Genomic DNA, 21,496 nt, shown 5'->3' on the forward strand with positions numbered 1-21,496 from the left:
GCGTGGCTTCAGGCGAAAATACAAACGACCAGCCGCTGAGCCAAACTACCGAAGACCTGCTTGCCGCGGCGGTGGACGCCATCGGTGGCGCCACCCGTGAGGGCCAGCTGGCCATGGCTCAAGCGGTGACCCGTGCGTTTGATACGCAGCGGCACTTGGCGGTGCAGGCCGGTACCGGCACGGGTAAGTCCTTGGCGTACCTGGTGCCCGCGTTTTTGCACGCCCAGCGCACCGGCAGCACCGTCGTGGTCTCAACCGCGACGATTGCGCTCCAGCGCCAGTTAGTGGAACGCGATCTGCCCAGGCTTGCAGATGCCTTGGAGCCGCTCATGGAGCGCCGCCCCACTTTCGCCATTCTGAAAGGCAGAAACAACTACGCCTGCCTGCATAAACTCGCCCTTGATAGCGATGCACCGGAAGCACTTATTGAGGAGGACAACCTCTCACGCATTGGCAAAGAGGTCAAGCGGGTGGCCGAGTGGGCACAGGAAACCGAGACCGGTGACCGCGATGATTTAAGCCCAGGTGTGAGCGATCTTGTGTGGCGCCAGGTGTCTGTCACCTCCGCAGAATGTCTGGGCGCAACCCGCTGCCCGCACGGGGAGTCATGCTTCGCGCAGCTTGCCCGCGAACAAGCCGGCAAGGTGGACGTGGTGGTGACCAACCACGCGATGCTGGCCATTGACGCGTTGTCTGAGGTCAACATCCTTCCCGAGCACTCGGCGGTAGTAATCGATGAGGCTCACGAGCTCGACGGGCGGATCACTTCCGTTGCTACCAACGTCATCTCTGGTCGAGCCCTGACCTTGGCGGCGCGTCGCGCCGGCAAGCTCGGTGCGGACAAAGATGTCCTCGAAGACGTGGTGGATGACGTCAACGCCGCTTTAGCCATTGAGGAGCCCGGGCGTTGGGAAACCATCACCCCACCGGCCCGCGCCGCATTTGAGGGCCTTTCACGCGCCCTGTCGCGCACGCGCATGGCCATCGGGGATGCCCCACCCGGCGAGTCCGAGAATGACCCTGAGAAGTTCGCTGAGCGAGGCAACCTGAGAAACCACCTTGGGGAGCTCGAGGACGCCGTGGATCGCATCCTGTCCGTGTTTGATGAGGATGACCCCGCCAAGCACCGCGACGTGGTGTGGCTAACCCGCAACGAGCGCGACGATGATGCTGTGTCGGTCGCGCCGCTGTCAGTGGCTCCTTTGTTGAGCACCTCGCTTTTCGACGCCACACCCGTCGTCCTCACCTCCGCCACCTTGACCGTTGGCGGCAACTTCAACGCCATGGCGGCAGCGTGGGGGCTTCCCGAAGGCTCCTGGGACCACCTGGACGCTGGTACTCCGTTTAATCCGCGGAAGTCTGGCATCTTGTACACCGCCAAGCTCTTGCCAACGCCTGGCCGCGAGGGGCTTTCACCACAGACGTTAGATGAGATAGCTGAGCTGATCACCGCAGCCGGTGGGCGCACACTCGCGCTGTTTTCCTCACGCAAGGCCGCTGAGCAAGCCGCCAAAGAGATGCGCAAGCGTTTACCCTTCGACATTTTCTTGCAAGGCGAGGACACCACCGGCGCATTGGTGGACAAGTTTGCCAAGTCCGAAAACTCGTGCCTGTTTGGCACGTTGACGTTGTGGCAAGGCGTGGATGTGCCCGGATCTTCGTGCTCCTTGGTCCTCATTGACCGCATCCCCTTTCCTCGCCCCGACGACCCCCTACTGCAGGCTCGGGCCGCTGCTGCAGATGCCGCGGGCCGCAGCGGTTTCATGGAGGTCTCTGCAACGCACGCTGCGCTGTTGCTCGCCCAAGGCACAGGCCGACTATTGCGTTCCGTGCATGACAAGGGCGTTATCGCGGTGTTAGACAACCGCCTGGTGACGAAGCGCTACGGTGCATTCCTACGCAAGTCGTTGCTGCCCTACTGGGAGACCACAGACCCGGATGTGGTGCGCGGCGCGTTGCAGCGCCTCGTTGCCAGCTAGCCAGCTAGCCAGCTAGCCAACCGGCGGTACCGCCACCACCGTGGTGGACCCCGGTGCAACTTCCGTAAACCCTGCGTCTTGCACCGGCACTGCACCCGGCGTGCTCAAGACTCGCGCAAACTCGGCGGCATCTACCTCACGCACGTTCAACGCAAAGTCCTGCTGCGACCACACGTACGCCGCATCTTCCGGCAGCTGTGCCGCATAGAGCATCGCAGCGTGCCCAACTTGGGCCGTCGCCTTGCCCAAGGACATGTTAAGGGTGGAGTTGACGTAGATGGTGGGCACGTTGGCGTCGAAAAGCAAAAGCTCCGACTGCTCCAAATCAGTGCCTTTAATCTGCAACTTGGACACAACATGAGGCACGTCTGCAACGCTCGTCGGCACAAACGCCCGCACTGAACCCACCGTCACGCCGGGTAACTCCTGCACATCATCCCACGCTTTGCCACGAGCCCGCCGGGCTACTTTCCGGATGCGGTGGTCATACCAACGTCCGAGCCCGTCACGCCAAAACCCTAGCTCTCCTGCCCTCGGATCCAAACACACGGCCACCGTTGCCTTCGCTGCATCTACCAGCAGCTGGTTACGCGAAGGCGGATCCACCTTGGGCAGCAAAATCACCAACTGCATCGCCTGGACAGTCGACGGATCACCCGGATCCTCACTGCGCTGCCGGTAATCCGTGCGGGTCTCAGCTAACAGGCGATGTGCCGTAGCAAACGCCTCACTCGCCTGCGACACAGTCACAGCTGCGGCGGCTGGGAATCAACGCCGCTAGCTTCGTTGAAAGTGTCAATCTCTTCACGCGGGATACCCAGCATGTAGAGCACTTCATCCAAGAAGGGGTGGTTGACCGTAGCATCCGCAACTTCCTTCAGCGCAGGCTTCGCGTTAAACGCAATGCCAAGGCCCGCACGAGAGAGCATGGCAATATCGTTTGCACCGTCGCCCACAGCAACCGTCTGAGCCATCGTCAGCCCAGAATCTGCGGCAAAAATCTCAAGGAAGTTCGCCTTCGCCTCGCGGTCCACCACATCACCAATGACGCGGCCGGTCAGCTTGCCGTCCACAATCTCCAACGTGTTGGCGCGAACGTAATCCAACTCGAGCTCTTCAGCCAGATCCTCCAGGACCTGAATGAATCCACCGGAGACCACCGCAGTGCGATACCCCATAGAGTTCAACGTGCGGATTGTGGTGCGCGCGCCCGGCGTGAGTTGAATCTCTGCAGCCACCTCATCGATCACGGACGCATCCAGACCCGCCAGCGTTTTGACGCGCTCACGCAGCGACTCTTCAAAGTCAAGCTCTCCGCGCATGGCGCGCTCGGTCACCGCCGCTACCTCTTTTTCACGGCCGGCGTGCGCGGCGAGCATCTCAATAACCTCACCGGTAATCAACGTGGAGTCGCAGTCAAAGCACACCAGACGCTTCGCGCGGCGATGCAAACCCGCGTGCTCCATAGCCAAGTCAATCCCCTGCTTGGAGGAAAGCTCAGCCAAGGCCGTGCGAATCTTTTGACCATCGCCCGGGGTGTAATCCGGCACCGTGATGCGAAACTCCAGACCGGTCAGCGGATACTGCGCGATACCGCGGATCACATTGATGTTGGCACCGAAGGAAGCCAGGGCGGCGCCGAGACGCGAGACGTTCTCCGCTGTCAGCGGGTTCCCCAGCGCAACGACAACGTGGGTGGATTTCTCACGCGCCCCCTTCGCTACAGCCTCACCGGTTTCAATGGCGACCACTTGGCCGAAATCAAACAGCGCACTGCGCAGATCCCGCTCAAGATCCGAGAGCACATCCGGGTTCATGCCCACAAGGGCAGCAAGGTGGAGGCGGCCGCGGAAGTTGGTTTGTTCCACGTCCAACAACTGCACCTCGTGGCTGGCAAGTGCGGCGAAGAACTCCGCAGACACACCCGGCTTGTCTGGGCCAGAGGTGCTAATTACGGCCCTTTTCAGACCTGGCTGTAGGGCAATCTCAAGTGGCTTCATAGCGCGGACAGTAACACAACAGAGCCCCCCATCTGTCGATGAGGGGCTCTGTTGTTGTAATCAGTCAGGTCGCGCGACGTATGGCGCAGCAGGCCTACTTCGCAGCACCAACCGTGGAAGCTTGGCTTTCGCCCTTCCAGGTAGCCGGCGTGTCAGTGGAGTGGCCGGTGTGTGCCTCGCGGCGCAGGGTCTCCACCATGTGCGGGTAGTGCAGCTCGAACGCCGGGCGCTCGGAGCGGATACGCGGCAGGGAGGTGAAGTTGTGGCGCGGCGGCGGGCAGGAGGTAGCCCACTCAAGCGAGTTGCCGTAGCCCCACGGATCGTCCACGGTGACGATCTCACCGTAGCGCCAGGACTTGAACACGTTCCAGATGAGCGGCAGCATACCGATGCCCAGGATCAGGGAGCCGACCGTGGAGACCTGGTTCAGCAAGGTGAAGCCATCGGTGTCAATGTAGTCAGCGTAGCGGCGCGGCATACCCATGTTGCCCAGCCAGTGCTGGACCAGGAAGGTTGTGTTGAAGCCGATGAAGACCAACCAGAAGGAGATCTTGCCCAGACGCTCATCCAGCATGCGACCCGTCATCTTCGGGAACCAGAAGTGGACACCCGCGATGGCGGAGAACACAACGGTACCGAAGAGGGTGTAGTGGAAGTGAGCAACCACGAAGTAGGAGTCATGCAGCTGGAAGTCCAGCGGCGGGGAGGCCAGCATAATACCGGTCAGACCACCGAAGAGGAAGGTGAACAGGAAGCCCATTGCCCACAGCATCGGGGAATCGAAGGTGATACGGCCGTTCCACATGGTGCCGACCCAGTTGAAGAACTTCACACCGGTCGGAACTGAAATCAGGAACGTCATGAACGAGAAGAACGGCAGCAGAACCGCACCGGTTGCGAACATGTGGTGTGCCCACACAGCCATGGACAGGCCAGCAATAGCCAGGGTTGCAAAGACCAGGCCGATGTAGCCGAAGATCGGCTTACGGGAGAACACCGGGATGATCTCAGAGATAATGCCGAAGAACGGCAACGCCAGGACGTACACCTCAGGGTGGCCGAAGAACCAGAACAGGTGCTGCCACAGAATTGCGCCACCGTTAGCGGTGTCGTAGATGTGGCCGCCCAGCAGACGGTCGTACAGAACACCCAGTGCAGCAGCCAGCAGCAGCGGGAAGATCATCAGAGCGATGATCGAGGTGATGAACACCGTCCAGGTGAAGATCGGCATACGGAACATGGTCATGCCCGGAGCACGCATGGTCAGCACCGTGGTCAGCATGTTGATTGCAGAAGCAACGGTACCGATACCGGTTGCACCCACACCAACGATCCACAGGTTCGCGGACACGGACGGCGTGTGCGTTGCGTCAGCCAGCGGCATGTACATGGTCCAACCGAAGTCAGCAGCGCCGCCCGGGGTAAGGAAGCCCGCGAGGAAGGCGACAACACCAACCTGGGTAATCCAGAAACCAAAGGAGTTCAGACGCGGGAACGCCACGTCCGGAGCACCAATCTGCAGCGGCAGGACGTAGTTAGCAAAACCCCAAACAATCGGGGTGCCGAACGCCAACAGCATCACCGTGCCGTGCATGGTGAACAGCTGGTTGAACTGCTCATTGGACAGGAACTGCAGGCCCGGGCTAAACAGCTCAAGGCGCAGCAGCAGGGCCATCAGTCCACCAAGGAAGAACCAGATGAAGGACATAATGATGTAGATAATGCCCAGCTCTTTGTGGTCCGTCGTGGTCATAAGTTTGTAAAGCTTGGAGCCGCGACGAGCATTACCCGTCGGCTCCGGACGTGTCGGCGGGACATAATTGTCCAGCCTTGGCGCCACAGCAGTCATACGATCCTCCTGACTCGGGCTTTATATAAAAAGCCACTTAAGGTACCGAATCATCCTAACGATTAGCACATGAAATTGCCAGCCATCACAGGCAAGCTATGCGGCTGAGTGTAGTCCGTCCTGCCCACCTATGGGCCAAATTGAACGTGACCCCTGCCATACCCCCAGCTCACTCCGAAACGAACAACGCCGCGCACAACCCCCCGCAAGAACTATCCAAGTTCACCCGATTGGGGGTTGCACGCGACGTCGATAAGCAAAAGCTCTTTAAAAATCCCAGTCGTCGTCCTGGGTATCCTCCGCCTTACCAATGACATAGGACGAGCCAGAGCCCGAGAAGAAGTCATGGTTCTCGTCCGCATTTGGAGCAAGCGAAGCCAAAATAGCCGGCGACACCCGAGTCTCATCCGCTGGGAAGAGGCCCTCATAACCGAGGTTGTTCAGCGCCTTGTTCGCGTTGTAGCGCAAGAAGCGCTTCACGTCCTCGGTCCAGCCAAGCGGATCGTAGATGTCTTCGGTGTACTGGATCTCGTTCTCGTACAGGTCGTAGAGGATATCGAAGGCGTACTCCTTAAGCTCCTCCTGGCGCTCCGGGGACTCGTCGCGCAGGCCGACCTGGTACTTGTAACCGATGTAGTAGCCGTGCACCGCTTCGTCGCGAATGATGAGGCGAATGATATCCGCGGTGTTCGTGAGCTTCGAGTGCACCGCCCAGTTCAGTGGCAGATAGAAACCCGAGTAGAAGAGGAAGGACTCCAGCATGACGGAGGCGACCTTCTTCTTCATTGGGTCGTCGCCACGGTAGTAGGACTCGACAATCTTCGCCTTGCGCTGCACCTCTTTGTTTTCTTCCGTCCAGCGGAACGCGTCGTTAATCTGCGGGGTGGACGCCAGCGTCATGAAAATGTTCGAGTACGACTTCGCATGCACCGACTCCATGAACGCAATGTTCGTATAGACGGCCTCTTCGTGCAGCGTCTTCGCGTCCGGCAGCAGCGATACCGCGCCGACGGTGCCCTGCAGCGTATCCAACAGCGTCAGGTTTGCGAACACGCGCATCGTGGAAAGCTGCTCGTCATCGGTCAGCGTGTTCCAGCTCGGAATGTCATTCGACACCGGAATCTTCTCCGGCAGCCAGAAGTTACCCGTGAGGCGATCCCACACCTCAAGGTCCTTCTCATCAGGGATTTCGTTCCAGTTAATCGCCTTCATAGGCTCCGGGTGGGCCGCGACATACGCGTCATAATCACCGTCTTGGACAACAGACTGCAGGTTTTCCTCTTGGCTCATGCAGCTCATCCTACCCCAGACAGCCCATGCAGAGCGCACCGCGTTTACAGAGATCAAACCCCCACTATTTGGGCGAAGAGAGATGATCATTAAACTATTAGGCGATCAATATCACCCGCAATATCACCCGTATGCGACGGAGGTTTGTTCCCATGTCAGTTGCACGAGAGACGACCGCAGAGCCGCTTCTTTCTGCAGTTCTTGACACACTTGGCGGAGAAATTGTCTCCGGCGCCAAGTCAGAGGGTGAAACTTTTACGCTCCAAGACATCTCCACCCGTTTCGGCATCTCGCGCACGGTTGCGCGTGAAGCGATGCGCGCTTTGGAGCAGCTTGGGCTCGTTTCCTCTTCACGACGTGTAGGCATCCGCGTCCTTCCCGCCTCCCGCTGGGCAGTCTTCGACCGCTCCGTTATCGCATGGCGCCTAGCCAGCGACACGCAACGCGCCGGACAGATCACCTCGTTGGATGCAGTCCGCACCGCAGTCGAACCAATCGCCGCCAACTTGGCAGCCGGCAACGCCTCCCCCGAGCAGGCGGCCCGTCTCCACGAACTGGCCGTGAAACTAGTCGACTTAACCGAAGCCGGCCAGGGTAACTCCGACGAGTTCCTTGCAGCGGACAAGGAGTTTCACACCCTTTTGCTCCAAGCGTCGGGCAATGAAATGTTCGCCGCACTCGCCGAGCCAATCATGAACGTGCTTGAAGGCCGTACCCGCTACGGCATCATGCCGGACGAACCAGAACTAGAAACGATGCGCGTACACGTGGATTTGGCTGAAAGCGTGGCTAAGCGAGATCCCCAAGGCGCCGAAGACGCGTCCCGTCGCCTGCTGACCGGCGTCAGCGGGTTTATGGAGATCTAGCCACGTTAAAAAAGGGGCCTGCGGAAAAACCGCAGGCCCCTTTCATTAGGAATCTAGGCACGCACTAGAGCATGCAGGAGACGCAGCCCTCAACCTCCGTGCCCTCCAACGCCATCTGGCGCAGGCGAATGTAGTACAGGGTCTTAATACCCTTGCGCCATGCGTAGATCTGCGCGCGGTTGATGTCACGGGTGGTCACCGTGTCCTTGAAGAACAAGGTTAGCGACAGGCCCTGGTCGACGTATTTCGTGGCTTCGGCGTAGGTGTCAATGATCTTTTCGTAGCCAATCTCATACGCATCCTTGAAGTACTCCAAGTTCTCGTTGTCCATGTGCGGCGCCGGGTAGTAGACGCGGCCGATCTTGCCTTCCTTGCGGATCTCAATCTTGGAGGCGATCGGGTGGATCGAAGAGGTGGAGTTGTTGATGTAGGAGATCGAGCCGGTCGGCGGGATCGCCTGCAGGTAGCGGTTGTAAATACCGTCACGTGCAACGTCAGCCTTGAGCTGTGCCCACTCTTCCGCGGTCGGGACGGCAATGTCGGAAGCTTCAAACAGTGCCTTCACCTTGTCGGTCTTCGGCTGGAAGTCCTCCGGGTTGTAGCGGTCGAAGAATTCACCGCTGGCGTAATCGGACTTCTCAAAGTCCTTGAACGTCTCGCCCTTCTCCACAGCAATCTTGTGGGAGGCCTTGATGCACTCGTACATCACTGCAGCAAAGTATGCGTTGGTGAAGTCGAGGCCCTCCTCCGAGCCGTACTCGATGTGCTCACGGCCCAGGTAGCCATGCAGATTCATCTGACCAAGGCCGATGGCATGGGAAGCGTCGTTGCCCTCACGCACGCTCGGCACCGAGTCAATGGAGGTGAAATCCGCCACCGCGGTCAAGCCACGAATCGCGGTTTCAACCGTGCGGGAGAAGTTATCCGAATCCATGGTCATCGCAATGTTCAGTGAGCCCAGGTTGCACGAAATGTCACTGCCGATCGTGTCGTAGGTCAGATCATCGTTCAACACCGACGCCGAGTTGACCTGCAGAATCTCCGAGCACAGGTTGGACATATTGATGCGGCCGGTCTTCACTGGGTTCGCCTTGTTCGCCGTGTCCTCGAACAGGATGTACGGGTAGCCAGACTCGAACTGGATCTCCGCGATGGTTTGGAAGAACTGGCGGGCCTTGATCTTGGACTTGCGGATGCGCGGGTCCTCCACCATTTCCTCGTACTTCTCCGTAATGGGGATATCCGCAAACGGTACGCCGTAGACACGCTCAACGTCGTACGGGGAGAACAAGTACATGTCATCGTTACGCTTCGCCAGCTCAAACGTCACATCCGGGATAACAACGCCGAGCGACAGCGTCTTAATGCGGATCTTCTCATCTGCGTTTTCACGCTTGGTGTCCAAGAAACGCATGATGTCCGGATGGTGCGCGTTCAAGTACACCGCGCCTGCGCCCTGGCGAGCACCCAGCTGGTTAGCGTAGGAGAACGAATCCTCCAAAAGCTTCATTACCGGGATGACGCCGGAGGACTGGTTCTCAATGTGCTTAATCGGCGCACCGGACTCGCGGATGTTGGAAAGCAGCAGTGCCACACCACCGCCGCGCTTGGACAGCTGCAACGAAGAGTTGATGGCGCGGCCGATGGACTCCATGTTGTCCTCAATACGCAGCAGGAAGCAGGACACCAGCTCACCGCGCTGTGCCTTACCTGCGTTCAGGAACGTCGGGGTTGCCGGCTGGAAACGGCCGGTCATAATCTCGTCCACCAGCGCGGTTGCCAGCTCCTCATCGCCTGCAGCGAGGAACAGCGCGGTCATAGACACACGGTCTTCAAAACGCTCGAGATAACGGCGTCCATCGAACGTCTTGAGCGTGTAAGACGTGTAGTACTTATATGCGCCCAGGAAGGACTTGAAGCGGAATTTGTAGGAGTACGCACGCTTGAACGTGTCCTTGACAAACTCCCACTCGTACTGATCAATAACGTGCGGCTCGTAGTACTTGTTGTCCACCAAGTACTTCATCTTCTCTTCCAAGTCATGGAAGTACACCGTGTTCTGGTTTACGTGCTGCAGGAAGAACTGGTTCGCAGCTTCGCGGTCTTTATCAAACTGGATCTGCCCATCCTCGTTGTAAAGATTGAGCAGCGCGTTCAACGCGTGGTAATCAAGCTGGTCAGCCTGGGATGCAGGCTCCGGGACACTCTTGCCAAGTGCTCCGGAAATTTCAGTGTTGGAGGTGGACACGGGCGTTGCCTTCCTTATTTAAATGAGTAAGTGACTACTACTCGTGGGCGATGGGCTTGGCGTATTTACGCGCATATTTTTCCCGCAAACGCGCGAGACGTTCAGCATTTTCATCCTGCATGCTTTCTTCAACAGGCGCATCTACTGGGCCAAGCCCCAAACGCTCAGCGTGTTTCACCAGCTGGCTTCGCACGCGAGTGACATCTTCAGGCACCCCCATCAGCTCAAAGCGATAGAGAAACGGCACCTTACATTTAGCGGAAATGACCTCTCCGGCTCGGCAAAAATCCTTGCCAAAGTTCGAGTTTCCGCCAGCGATAACCCCTCGGATGAATGAGCGGTTGTGCTGGTTGTTCAAGAAGCGAATGACCTGCGGCGGAACCGGGCGCGAATTCTCATGTGTGAGGGAAACCCCTCCTCCGTAGGTGGGACACACAAGAATGTAGGGTTCGTTGACCACAAGCGGTTCATCCTTGCGATGCAGTGGGATTCGTTTTGCCGGTAGCCCCATCTTCTCCACAAACCGTTTGGTGTTTTCGGTTGCGGATGAGAAGTAGACAAGAAGCATGCCTCTTCCCTGGCCCCTTTATGCCGCTGCTGCGGCGAGGTTGCGGATACGCTCCGGGCGAAAGCCGGACCAGTGGTCTCCCTCCACCTCTACAACCGGAGCCTGCAGGTGGCCTAGCGCCATCACGTAATCGCGGGCTTCATCATCCAGGGAGATGTCAACCAGGTTGTACTCCAGCCCAGCCTTATCCAAGGCACGGGTGGTTGCGCGGCACTGCTGGCAGGCTGGCTTGGTGTAAACGGTGATAGACATTGGCCTTCTTCCTCTTTCCGTGCGGGTCTCCGCTATATTCGCGGACATGCTCCGCAACTGGCTAGAAGGCCCTGCGAAAGCGCCTTCCCCGATTTATTTTATGTTTCGCCGATCCCTTCGGCGGCACACCAGAAACACTATACCTTGGGGAAAAAATAGGCAACCGCTACTACATGTAGTAGTTACACTCATGGTATTCGCAGGATGAGGCATGGAAATTACCTACATGTAGTCCTCGGTATGGTTTTTTACTTACATCGATGAGATTAATTTTCTCTAAGAGTTTTTCGGGGCCCGTCACAACCCGATGAAACTGCCGCCGAAACCGAGCTTGCCCCCTCCCCAGAAACGACAAATCCCGCTGCGACAAACGTCAACAACGGGATCAAGTCGAGGCGCGTAGCGCTTAGCCCTGACGGGCCTTAAAGCGGGGGTCCTTCTTGTTAATGACGTAGACCTTGCCGTGGCGGCGCACAACCTGGGCGCCCGGCTTGTTCTTCAGCGACCGAAGCGACTTGCGGACCTTCATCGGGCGCTCCTTTCTGCTCAGATTCCTGCAATTAGCGACGCACGGCGTGTTACCGGGTCGCACAACGTCGTTAAATGTTACACGCGCAAGCCCCCGAAGCAAAACCTCTTCGTTTCCTCTTCATTACGATGAGGCCCATGCAATCCGAAATTATCGCCGCACTGGGCGTCGCCCCCACCATCGACCCGGTCGCAGAAATCAACCGTCGCGTGCAGTTTCTTGCTGATTACCTTGAGGTCACCGGCGCAAACGGCTTTGTGCTTGGCATCTCAGGAGGCCAGGATTCCACTCTGGCTGGCAGGCTCGCGCAGCTTGCGGTGCGCACGCGTATCGACGCCGGGGCGAACGCCACCTTCATCGCCGTCCGTCTCCCCCATGGTGTGCAAGCCGATGAGGATGACGCACAGCTGGCACTGGACTTCATCGAGCCGGAAGAAGCAGTGACCGTCAACATCAAGGACGCGACCAGTGTCATGTCCGAGGCTGTTTCCAATGCTTTGGGCATTGAGCAGCTGGGGGACTTTAACAAGGGCAACGTCAAGGCGCGGATGCGCATGATCGCCCAGTACGCAATCGCCGGCGAGCGCGGCCTATTGGTCATTGGTAGCGACCACGCCGCAGAGAACGTCACCGGCTTCTTTACCAAGCATGGCGACGGTGCCGCCGACCTCATCCCGCTTGCCGGCCTGACCAAACGCCAGGGTGCGGCAATGCTCAAACACATGGGCGCCGATCCCCGCCTTTGGGAGAAGGTCCCCACCGCCGATTTGGAGGAAGACCGTCCCGCCCTTCCCGACGAAGAGGCGCTGGGCATCACCTACGCCCACATCGACGACTACCTTGAGGGCAAACAGATTCCCGCCGAGGCCCAAAAGCGCCTTGAGCACCTGTGGCGTATTGGCCAGCACAAGCGCCATCTTCCCCCGGGCCCCAACGACACCTGGTGGCGTTAGCTAACCACCCGCAAGGTCTCTGCTGCCACACGTACCAACGCGGAACCGTATGACGGCCCATGTGTCCACGCGTGCACCGCAAGTGGGTGCAGTTGGTGCACGGCTATGCGGCGCCGCCAGTCACCACCAAGCTCTCCCCCAGCGGCGAGGTATCCGTCCACGATGGCGTTAAAATGCGGGGCGCCAAACAGCTCCAGCATGGCAATGTCTGTCAGCGGGTGACCGCCGTGCGCCGCCGGGTCAATAAACCGCGGCCCAGTTGATGAGAACAGCAGGTTGCCTGACCATAGGTCACCGTGGATGCGAGCAAGTGGCGCGTCCTCGTCCTCAGCAAGCAGCGCCGCACACGCCTGCCGCACAACGTCCAAGCCACGTTCCGGGAGATGGCCCACCAGCTGCGCATGCTCCGCAAACGGCAGCACGCGTTGCTCCACGTAGAACGTCGCCCACCGCTTCGTAGGCACGCATGTTTGCTCGCGCGTACCAATGAAGTTCGGCCCGTCCCAGCCATCTGCCGGCGCGCCAAACGCCGCGGCACCCATGGCGTGAATTGCTGCAAGTTCGCGGCCGGCCACCTCGGCTGCTTCGACAGTTGGGCGGACGGAGTCGACGTGTTCGATGCTCAGGGTATTCCCGGCGCAATCAAGCGAAAGCACCTCAACTACCGCTTGGGAGCCCTCCCGCAGCCACCGCAAGTAGGCCGCCTCAGCCGCCGCGGCGCCGGGCGCGCTGCCGTGCTTTACAAACGCGTCAGACATTGATCCCCTCCAAAGCCAGTAGGAAACGTTTTGCTTGCTCACCGCCACGGTAACCGCCGAGGGAGCCATCAGCGCGCAGCACTCGGTGGCACGGGATGAACAGCGGCAACGGGTTCGTCGCGCACGCACTTCCCGCTGCACGCACCGCCTTCGAGTTGCCCGCCGCGCCTGCAAGCTCCGTATAAGACACAGTTTGCCCATACGGCACCTGCAACAACGCACGTAACGCCTGTGCACGAAACGGGGGGAGGCCACCCAAGTCCAGCGGCACAGTGAACTCACGACGCTGGCCTGCAAAGTATTCCTCAAGCTGCCAGACTGCGCCAGTACCACCCTGCTGCGTGCGCACAGGCCCCTCAAACGCATCACCAGGCAGCAATACCCTCGCCACACCCCGCGCGGATTCCACCAGGCCAAGGCGACCAATGGGCGAATTAAATTCGTACAGACGCAACGCGGGCATACGCCCCAAAGTACTGCAGGTAAACAAAACTTGCCCCGCCTGATGGCGGGGCAAGTTTCGATTTTCGCATCTGAAGTGGAGCTAACGGGATTCGAACCCGTGACCCCCACACTGCCAGTGTGGTGCGCTACCAACTGCGCCATAGCCCCGTTCTAACGGAATTGCCCTGCCGCTTCCAAGCACTTACGCCCAAGAACCAGCGGAACAACTCCGATTAATATAGCAGCGCCCCAAACAGCAACAAAATCGCTGCTCAGCACGCTGCGAAACACGACATCAAGCGCCGATTACTTGGACTCGGACAAAACCTCAACCCAGGTCGTGCCCTCTTCAGAAACACCTTCAATGTCCTCGCCATCAAACCGGACGCGCGGGGTCCATGCCTCGCCAGTCTCGTCCTGCTGCAGCTGTATGTTGTCCGCCCCCATGGACTGCGCAGCTTCAACAAATGTGCTTTCACGAATGTCAGCCACTGCCTCTTCGGAAGCACCGTAATCCTTCGCCAGGTCAGCAAGCTTGTCCGGGTTCATGGTGTTGTACACCTGCTGCTGGTTTACAAAGAGGTAATCACGCAGGGTGAACGCGGTGTCAATGTCGCCATGGTTGATCAGCGCGAGCACTGCCGCAAGTGAATTGGTGGAGTGGCCTACCGCGCCGCGGTCCTGGAACACCATGGGGCGAAGTTCGACGTTGATGGAGCCGTCGCGAAGAGCCTGCAGCATGTCTGCATCAGTAGTCATGTGCAGGGTTGCGCAGTGTCCACACGCAAAGTCCTCAAACAGCTGGCCAGTCGGCGCGTCCACGTTTGCGCCCTTGAGGTGAATAACGCCTTCACCTTCGGCCCACTCGACGGTGATGCCGGACATATCAGCCTTCGCCGCTTCACGAGCCTCATTTCGCTCATTATTGCCGTTAAAAATGATCAGGCCAATCACCAGCGCCGCAATTGCGATAACGGCTGCTACGGCCCAAATGAAGGCAGAGCCGCCTTTGGAGTTAGGGTTCTGCACTTTCCGCGTGGTCACGGTTCAGTTCTCCTCATGAGTCAAATATCTGGTCGCCACAAATTCTACGGGTAAATCGCCAACTTCTTAAATGGACGGTAGATCATAAACGCCGTGGCAATCATGAATCCAATATCTCGCGCAATGGCCCACAGCACGTCCACCGGCTGCGGTCGGCGATCGCCGGGGCTGAAACACCCGCAATCAATCACCATGCCACGCGCATACACAGACCACAGGCCGATCACAAACATCACCAGCACCGCCATGGATACCCAGCCAGACGCACGGATCTTGAGGCCCAGCAGCAGAAACAGGCCGCCGGCTAGTTCAAGTGGCCCAATGACATAGGCCAGTAGGTTCGACCAGTAGGGGGTGAAAATCTCATAGGCTTCAATGGATTGAGTGACCTGCATGTGGTCCCCAAGTTTGGTCACGCCGGCCAGAATCCACATTGCTGCCAGGCCAAACCTGACCAGCGCCGCTAGAACATTGAGGGCCTTTTGCTTATCGACGCCTACGCTCACCCCCAAAACACTACTTCCCAAGCACCTCCGAAACAATTGCAACCGCCTCGTCCTGCACGCGCTTTAAGTGCTCCGCACCGTGGAAGGATTCGGCGTAAATCTTGTACTTGTCTTCGGTGCCAGAGGGGCGTGCCGCGAACCAGGCGTTTTCGGTGGTCACCTTCAGCCCACCAATAGCGGCGTTGTTGCCCAGCGCGTTGGTCAGCTTCGCCGTGATCGGCTCGCCTGCCAGCTCCGTTGCCGGTACTTGCTCAGGCGACAGTGCCTTGAGGGTGGCTTTTTGTTCGCGGTTGGCGGCTGCGTCGATACGCGCATAGGCCGGTGCCCCAAATTGTGCTTCCAGCTCGCGGTATCGCGTAGACGGGGTCTTGCCAGTTACCGCAGTGATTTCAGAGGCCAGCAAGTCAAGGATGATGCCGTCCTTGTCGGTGGACCACACGGTGCCGTTTTTACGCAAGAAGGAAGCACCTGCGGATTCTTCGCCGCCGAAGCCCACGCTGCCGTCGATAAGACCAGGCACAAACCACTTAAACCCAACCGGCACCTCTACCAAGGTGCGGCCAAGGGATGCCACAACGCGGTCAATCATTGAGGAAGACACCAACGTCTTACCCACCGCGGTGTCCTGCGTCCAGCCGTCGCGGTGGCTAAACAGGTACTCAATGGCAACTGCCAGGTAGTGGTTCGGGTTCATCAGCCCGGCGTCCGGTGTGACAATACCGTGACGGTCCGCATCCGCGTCATTACCAGTAGCAATGTCGAACTTTTCACGATTGTGAACAAGCGACGCCATGGAGTTCGGACTGGAGCAGTCCATACGGATCTGCCCATCCGTATCCAGGGTCATGAACCGCCAGGTGGCATCCACATTCGGGTTGACCACCTCAAGGTTGAGCCCATAGGCCTCGGCAATCGCGCCCCAGTAATCCACGCTCGCGCCGCCCATCGGGTCCGCGCCAATGTGCAGGCCAGATTCCCGGATCGCGGCCATGTCCACCACGTTGTCTAAGTCCGCAACGTAGTTGCCCATGAAGTCAAAACGCTGCGCCCGCTCATCCAACACACCGCTGACCGGGACGCGCTTCACGCCTTCTAGAGCCCGACCCAGGTATCCATTTGCGCGTGCGGCGATCCAGTCGGTCGCATCAGTGCCCGCAGGACCACCACTTGGCGGGTTGTACTTGAAGCCACCGTCGCGCGGCGGGTTGTGGGAAGGGGTGATCACAATGCCGTCGGCACGTTTCGGGTCCGTGCCCGTCACCCCGCCAGCAAGCGCAGCATTGTGCGACAGGATCGCGTGCGAGACCGCAGGGGTTGGGGTGTAGCGCCCCGCAGCGTCCACAAACACCGGCACCGCATTGGCAATGAGCACCTCAAGTGCGGACACCATCGCCGGCTCCGACAGCGCGTGCGTATCACGGCCAATGTAGACTGGCCCGCCGATGTTCTCCTGGCTGCGGTAATCCACAATCGCCTGAGTTGTAGCCAGAATGTGCGCCTCATTAAACGCATTATCCAGGCTGGATCCACGGTGACCGGACGTACCAAACGCTACCTGCTGGTCCACATCCTGCGGGTCAATCTCACGCGTGTAGTACGCGGTGACCAGCTCTGCGATATCAACCAAGTCCTCGGGCAGTGCGATCTGACCGGCGCGTTCATGGGCCATAATATGTACTCCTTTTGTGCATCAAGGGTGTTCAACATCCATCTTGACGCGTCTTTGGAGTTTCTGCCAGACATTGCAACTTAGGCAGTGGGGTTCTCAGCGGGGTTCGCAGTGGGGGCCACAGCGGTTCGGCAACTAGCATGTCCGATTATGCAGACCAACCAACTCTCCGCAGGGCTCCTCGTGGGCCTTGGCGCCGCGTTCGGCGCGTCCACGCGGCATCTGGTGACCTTGTACACAGGCCACGGCGATACAACCGCAATCATTGCCATGCTTGTGGTTAACATGCTCGGTTGCCTGGCCATGGGGTATTTCAAGCCAGGCGCGTTTTGGGGCACTGGTTTTTTGGGTGGGTTCACCAGTTACTCCATCGTGGCTGCCACCGCCTTGGAGTTCACCATGCTCGGCGCGTTGATCTATATGGTGATTACGTTTAGCGCGTGCATCGCCTCCTGGCTTGCCGGGGACGCTATGAGGAGGCGTCGTGGTTAATAGTGTTGCGTTGCTTTCTCTGCTGCTCACCCTGGCTACCGTGGCCGTCGGTGCGTTTTTCGGCGGGATTGCCCGCTGGGCGCTCTCCCACATCCCGCACCCACGCGCGGGCACCTTTACGGCCAACATTGTTGCCTGCACCGTGCTGGGTTTTTCCATGGCGCTTCCCATTTTCTGGCAGCTTGCTCTGGGCGCCGGCTTTGCCGGGGCGATGTCTACCTGGTCCTCACTGGCTAAAGAGCTGGGCACGTTATATAAGCAGCGCCAATGGGGCGAGTTTGCCAAGTATGCAGCGTTCACGGCGGCAGTGGGCATCGCCGCCTGTGGGATGGGCATGCTGTGGGGCCGCCGTGGCTTCGGCTAGTCAGCGCTAGTCAGCGCTAGTCAGCAATAGCGTCAAGCGGCGGCGTCTTCGCTGCCCGTGTTGCCGGCCACAGCGCCGCCAAAATACCCACAACAATGCTGCCGGCCAGCATGGTCCACACCAAGTCCCAGGGAACCACGATGTGTTCCAGGCCTTGGTCTGCAAGCACGGTGAGGAATGTCCACCCAATACCCAGACCCATGACGACGCCGAGGACTGCACCGAAGAACGCCATCTGCACCGACTCCAAGATGATCATGGTGCGCACCTGGCGGCGGTGTGTGCCCACGGCACGCAGCATCCCAATTTCTTGTCTGCGCTCAATCACCGACAGCGTCAACGTATTCACAATGCCCAGCACCGCAATCACCACTGCCAATGACAGCAGGGCGTACAGGATGAACAGCATCTGATCAATCAGGTCCAGCACTTCGCCAGAAAGGTCGTCCTTGGATTGCACTTGGACCACAATGTCGTGTTTCACCTCAGCTTCTAGGTTGGCGCGGAGCTGCTCTCTGCTTACGCTGCCGTCGCCTTTCACGCCCATCATCATGATGCTGCCGCTGCCGGGCGCCACCTGCTGCGCAAGATCCGCACTAGCAACTGCGGCAAGGAAGATCGATGACTCATCAAAGATGCCGCTCACGGTCGCCTCCACCACGTTGGTGGAAATCCCAGGTGCTGCCACGGTCACCGTGTCGCCTACTTCCCAGCCGCGCTCCTGTGCCCAGGCAAGAGGTGCGATCACGGTATTGCCCTCCAGCTTGGAGGAACCCGCAACTATCTTCATGCTGGTCAAATCACCAGGGTCGCCGTAGAGCACAGAGGTCGTGCCAAACTGGCCCACCTGGTTGGCGTATTTGCCGTCCAGCGTCAGCGGTACCTCGGTGTAAGCGGCAACGGCACTGACACCCTCAACTTCTGGGATGCGCTCCATCAGGTCGTTCGGGATGGGAAACGCCCCCAGCATCGGGCCAGCCAGCACATAGTCGGCGCTGACTTCGTTTTCCGCAACGGTGTCCACGGAATGCTTCATGGACGCACCCAACATACCGATCATGGTCACCAGCGCAATGCCGAGCATCAGTGCAAACGCTGTTGCGGAGGTACGCCGCGGGTTACGACGCGTGTTTGTAGACGCCAACTTCCCCGCCATACCAAACGGTGCGCCAATCACACGCCCCAGCGGCGGCACGAGAGGCAGACTCATCGCCGGCCCAGCCAAGAACATGCCTGCGATTACCGCCACAGCAGCTACACCGACGAGTTTGGCGCGGTTGGCGGTTGTGGCGTCGGTAAGCATCAGCGCCGCTACACCTGCCGCGATACCTGCGACAACCAGGAGTGTGCCCCACACCGTCCGGGTGGTCAACGGTTGTGGTGCGGCGGATTCGCTGGCGCGCATTGCCGCTACCGGCTCCACGCGTCCGGCCTGCACCGCCGGCGCCCACGCTGAGACCATGGTGACAATCACGCCCACCACAATCGGCACCGCCATCGCCTGCACAGACAGGCCCACCCCACCAGCTGGCAGCGCCATGCCGTAGCGCTCCATGCCGAACCGGATCGCGGCCACTAGGCCCGCACCGGCTGCCACACCAAGAGCAGAGCCAAGCAAACCAACCAGCAACGCCTCTACAGCGACAGATCGGGTCACCTGGCGTTGAGACGCCCCAAGCGCCCTCAACAGCGCAAACTCCTTCGTCCGCTGCGACACGATCATAGAGAACGTATTGGCAATCAAAAACGTGCCAACCAACAGCCCCACAAGCCCAAAGGCAATGAGGAAGTAAGAGACAAACGACAGCGCCTCGCGGACCTGCTCACTCGCTTCCTCCGCCGCCTCATCACCGGTGCTCACCTTAAGATCCGGGTGGGCCTGCGCAATCGTCTCGCGAAGTGTCTCGGCGTCCACCGACGCACCCACACTCAGTTTCAGCGCCGGCACGTACCCATCGGTGACATAGAAGTCCAGGTAGTCTTCTTCAGGGAGCAAGAAGCGTAACGACGTCCCCTGCGTCCGACCATCCTCATACAGCCCGACGACACGCGCCGTGTTGCGACCGTTGTTATCCACCACGATGATCTCTTCGCCCAAGGCGACACCGTAGTGCTGCGCCCCATTGGCGTTCAGGACCACCTCGGCGGGGTTTGCGTGGGGGTTGGGCACGTTGCCGTCGATAAGCGAAATGCTCTGACCTACCGATTCATCAGGCCCGTAGTGCACCTCAACTGTCGCCATCCCCTGGCGGGTTTGGATGGCTTCCTCATCATCGTGGGCAGCGACAACTACCGTCGTGTCAGCAGCGTTGGTACGCGCAACACCGGCGGTGCTGCGGATCGCGTCCGCCGCCTCCGCAGGGAGCGCACCCATTCCCTCTGCTGGCTCAACCACTACGTCGGAGCCTTCGTAGATCGTGTTGACAGCCGAGTCGAAGGTGCGCTCCAACATGTTGGTAAACATCATGGAACCAGAGATAAACGCCGTACCCAGCGTAACTGCCAGCACTGTTAGCGCAAGCCGCAACTTATGTGCGCCAATGTTGCGCAGCGAGACCTTCGCCAACGCGGAACGCGAACCCGCCATCAGCCCTCAATCCCAGCCATGATCTGCAAGATCCTATCCATCGTTGGATCCTGCAGTTCCTGCACAATCTGGCCGTCGCGCAAAAACACCACGCGGTCCGCGTAGGACGCCGCTTTCGCGTCATGGGTGACAATGACCACCGTCTGGCCGTCATGATCCACCGCATGTCTCAGGATGCTCAGCACCTCGTTGCCAGAGTTGGAGTCCAGGTTGCCGGTCGGCTCATCACCGAAAATGATCTCCGGCTTGCTCACCAGGGCACGCGCGCACGCCACACGCTGTTGTTGGCCACCCGACAGCTCACTTGGTCGGTGGCTCAGCCTGTTTTTAAGGCCGAGGCGTTGCGTAATCTCATCGAACCAGGCACTGTCAATCTTCCTGCCGGCGATGTCCGTCGGCAGCGTAATGTTCTCAGCTGCCGTAAGCGTGGGAACCAGGTTGAAGGACTGGAATATGAATCCCAGCCGGTCGCGTCGCAGTTCGGTGATTTGCTTATCGCTTAACGACGCCAACGCCGTCCCCCCAATCCACACCTCCCCCGAAGTAAACGAATCCAACCCAGCCATCGTGTGCATGAGCGTGGACTTACCGGAGCCCGACGGGCCCATAATCGCAGTAAACGCCCCGCGTTCAAACTCAACATTGACGTGGTCCAGGGCAGCGATTGTTGTATCCCCCTGGCCGTATGTTTTTACCAGGTCGTAAGCCCGTGCAGCTGCTTCCATGCCTGCAACGCTACCGTGCATGCAACGCTACCGTGCTCGCAGCACGCACAAAAACCAGCTTGTTTCGTAGTGGTCTGCTTGCAGCCAGCTCCTTTTCGTTATCTGCTAGTAGCCAGCGTGTTTGCGGTGGCTTGCTAGCACACAACGCGTAAACGGTGCTGTGTCTACACATTCGACCTGGGGTTTTGCATGCTTGTTGTCGTTATCTGCTAGTAGCCAGCCTGGTTCCGGAGCTCTGCTAGCACACAACACGGAAACAGTGGCGTGTCTACACATTCCACCTGGGGTTTTGCATGCGTGGTTTCGTTATCTGCTAGTAGCCAGCGTGGTTCCGGGGCTCTCGGACCTGACCCCTGTTTGGTAGACACCTCTG

At 59.2% G+C, this 21,496-nt stretch carries 20 protein-coding genes and 1 tRNA gene; 5 read left to right on the forward strand and 16 right to left on the reverse strand.

Annotated elements, in window-relative coordinates; all coding sequences use genetic code 11:
- Positions 1-2 precede the first annotated feature (2 nt).
- Positions 3-1,979, forward strand: a complete 1,977-nt coding sequence (locus tag HMPREF3101_RS11060) for an ATP-dependent DNA helicase (protein WP_246816741.1) — start codon at positions 3-5, stop codon at positions 1,977-1,979.
- Positions 1,980-1,991: 12 nt separating this feature from the next.
- On the opposite strand, the gene HMPREF3101_RS11065 is transcribed toward HMPREF3101_RS11060, so the two are convergent.
- From HMPREF3101_RS11065 to nrdF, 4 genes are all read right to left on the reverse strand, one after another.
- Positions 1,992-2,729: an aminoacyl-tRNA hydrolase gene (locus HMPREF3101_RS11065; RefSeq protein WP_371327080.1), complete on the reverse strand. Its 738-nt coding sequence runs from the start codon at positions 2,727-2,729 to the stop codon at positions 1,992-1,994.
- On the reverse strand, positions 2,726-3,979 hold the full coding sequence (gene serB, locus HMPREF3101_RS11070; RefSeq protein ID WP_070465627.1) for a phosphoserine phosphatase SerB: 1,254 nt from the start codon (positions 3,977-3,979) through the stop codon (positions 2,726-2,728). The genes HMPREF3101_RS11065 and serB overlap by 4 nt, the downstream gene beginning before the upstream one ends.
- Before the next feature lie 94 nt (positions 3,980-4,073).
- Complete coding sequence (gene ctaD / locus HMPREF3101_RS11075) at positions 4,074-5,828, reverse strand: aa3-type cytochrome oxidase subunit I (protein WP_070465630.1); 1,755 nt, start codon at positions 5,826-5,828, stop codon at positions 4,074-4,076.
- Between the two features lie 267 nt (positions 5,829-6,095).
- Positions 6,096-7,118, reverse strand: coding sequence for a class 1b ribonucleoside-diphosphate reductase subunit beta (nrdF, locus tag HMPREF3101_RS11080; RefSeq protein WP_070465634.1), 1,023 nt, complete (start codon positions 7,116-7,118; stop codon positions 6,096-6,098).
- Positions 7,119-7,270: 152 nt separating this feature from the next.
- Here nrdF and HMPREF3101_RS11085 point away from each other — a divergent pair, with 152 nt between their 5' ends.
- Complete coding sequence (locus HMPREF3101_RS11085; protein WP_052203203.1) at positions 7,271-7,984, forward strand: FadR/GntR family transcriptional regulator; 714 nt, start codon at positions 7,271-7,273, stop codon at positions 7,982-7,984.
- 64 nt (positions 7,985-8,048) lie between these two features.
- On the opposite strand, the gene nrdE is transcribed toward HMPREF3101_RS11085, so the two are convergent.
- From nrdE to ykgO, 4 genes are all read right to left on the reverse strand, one after another.
- Positions 8,049-10,211: a class 1b ribonucleoside-diphosphate reductase subunit alpha gene (gene nrdE, locus HMPREF3101_RS11090; protein ID WP_070465685.1), complete on the reverse strand. Its 2,163-nt coding sequence runs from the start codon at positions 10,209-10,211 to the stop codon at positions 8,049-8,051.
- 58 nt (positions 10,212-10,269) lie between these two features.
- Complete coding sequence (nrdI, locus tag HMPREF3101_RS11095) at positions 10,270-10,800, reverse strand: class Ib ribonucleoside-diphosphate reductase assembly flavoprotein NrdI (protein WP_083280232.1); 531 nt, start codon at positions 10,798-10,800, stop codon at positions 10,270-10,272.
- An 18-nt stretch (positions 10,801-10,818) separates the two neighbouring features.
- Entirely contained in the window at positions 10,819-11,052 is a 234-nt protein-coding gene (nrdH, locus tag HMPREF3101_RS11100) for a glutaredoxin-like protein NrdH (protein ID WP_070465637.1), read from the reverse strand.
- 406 nt (positions 11,053-11,458) lie between these two features.
- The gene (gene ykgO / locus HMPREF3101_RS11105) at positions 11,459-11,581 is read right to left on the reverse strand and encodes a type B 50S ribosomal protein L36 (protein WP_005288826.1); all 123 of its coding nucleotides are present in this window, start codon (positions 11,579-11,581) and stop codon (positions 11,459-11,461) included.
- 122 nt (positions 11,582-11,703) lie between these two features.
- Here ykgO and nadE point away from each other — a divergent pair, with 122 nt between their 5' ends.
- A complete protein-coding gene (gene nadE / locus HMPREF3101_RS11110) occupies positions 11,704-12,534 on the forward strand; it encodes an ammonia-dependent NAD(+) synthetase (protein ID WP_305763948.1) in 831 nt (276 codons plus the stop codon).
- Here nadE and HMPREF3101_RS11115 read toward each other — a convergent pair.
- The 6 genes from HMPREF3101_RS11115 to pgm all read right to left on the reverse strand — a co-directional run bounded on the left by HMPREF3101_RS11115 (position 12,531) and on the right by pgm (position 16,955).
- Complete coding sequence (locus HMPREF3101_RS11115) at positions 12,531-13,292, reverse strand: fructosamine kinase family protein (protein WP_070465643.1); 762 nt, start codon at positions 13,290-13,292, stop codon at positions 12,531-12,533. The genes nadE and HMPREF3101_RS11115 overlap by 4 nt on opposite strands.
- Positions 13,285-13,755, reverse strand: coding sequence for a methylated-DNA--[protein]-cysteine S-methyltransferase (locus tag HMPREF3101_RS11120; RefSeq protein WP_070465647.1), 471 nt, complete (start codon positions 13,753-13,755; stop codon positions 13,285-13,287). The genes HMPREF3101_RS11115 and HMPREF3101_RS11120 overlap by 8 nt, the downstream gene beginning before the upstream one ends.
- A gap of 76 nt (positions 13,756-13,831) precedes the next feature.
- Positions 13,832-13,904, reverse strand: a tRNA-Ala gene (locus HMPREF3101_RS11125).
- A gap of 138 nt (positions 13,905-14,042) precedes the next feature.
- The gene (locus HMPREF3101_RS11130) at positions 14,043-14,780 is read right to left on the reverse strand and encodes a DsbA family protein (RefSeq protein WP_070465650.1); all 738 of its coding nucleotides are present in this window, start codon (positions 14,778-14,780) and stop codon (positions 14,043-14,045) included.
- Between the two features lie 44 nt (positions 14,781-14,824).
- A complete protein-coding gene (locus HMPREF3101_RS11135) occupies positions 14,825-15,286 on the reverse strand; it encodes a MauE/DoxX family redox-associated membrane protein (protein WP_070465653.1) in 462 nt (153 codons plus the stop codon).
- 10 nt (positions 15,287-15,296) lie between these two features.
- Complete coding sequence (gene pgm, locus HMPREF3101_RS11140; RefSeq protein ID WP_070465657.1) at positions 15,297-16,955, reverse strand: phosphoglucomutase (alpha-D-glucose-1,6-bisphosphate-dependent); 1,659 nt, start codon at positions 16,953-16,955, stop codon at positions 15,297-15,299.
- 150 nt (positions 16,956-17,105) lie between these two features.
- On the opposite strand from pgm, the gene HMPREF3101_RS11145 reads away from it, so the two are divergent.
- Together HMPREF3101_RS11145 and HMPREF3101_RS11150 are read left to right on the forward strand one after the other, a co-directional pair.
- Positions 17,106-17,447, forward strand: a complete 342-nt coding sequence (locus HMPREF3101_RS11145) for a fluoride efflux transporter family protein (protein ID WP_070465660.1) — start codon at positions 17,106-17,108, stop codon at positions 17,445-17,447.
- Positions 17,440-17,811 (forward strand): FluC/FEX family fluoride channel, encoded by a 372-nt coding sequence (locus HMPREF3101_RS11150; protein ID WP_246816742.1) that lies wholly within the window; start codon positions 17,440-17,442, stop codon positions 17,809-17,811. Before HMPREF3101_RS11145 ends, HMPREF3101_RS11150 begins: the two co-directional genes overlap by 8 nt.
- Before the next feature lie 16 nt (positions 17,812-17,827).
- Here the strand turns inward: HMPREF3101_RS11150 and HMPREF3101_RS11155 are convergent, their stop codons facing one another.
- Positions 17,828-20,398, reverse strand: coding sequence for an ABC transporter permease (locus tag HMPREF3101_RS11155; RefSeq protein WP_070465661.1), 2,571 nt, complete (start codon positions 20,396-20,398; stop codon positions 17,828-17,830).
- Positions 20,398-21,123 carry an ABC transporter ATP-binding protein gene (locus HMPREF3101_RS11160; protein ID WP_070465690.1) on the reverse strand — a complete coding sequence of 242 codons (726 nt, stop codon included), beginning with the start codon at positions 21,121-21,123 and terminating at the stop codon, positions 20,398-20,400. The genes HMPREF3101_RS11155 and HMPREF3101_RS11160 overlap by 1 nt, the downstream gene beginning before the upstream one ends.
- Between the last annotated feature and the right edge of the window lie 373 nt (positions 21,124-21,496).

Origin of the sequence: Corynebacterium sp. HMSC29G08, assembly GCF_001806875.1 — a bacterium.
Taxonomy (GTDB): Bacteria; Actinomycetota; Actinomycetes; order Mycobacteriales; family Mycobacteriaceae; genus Corynebacterium.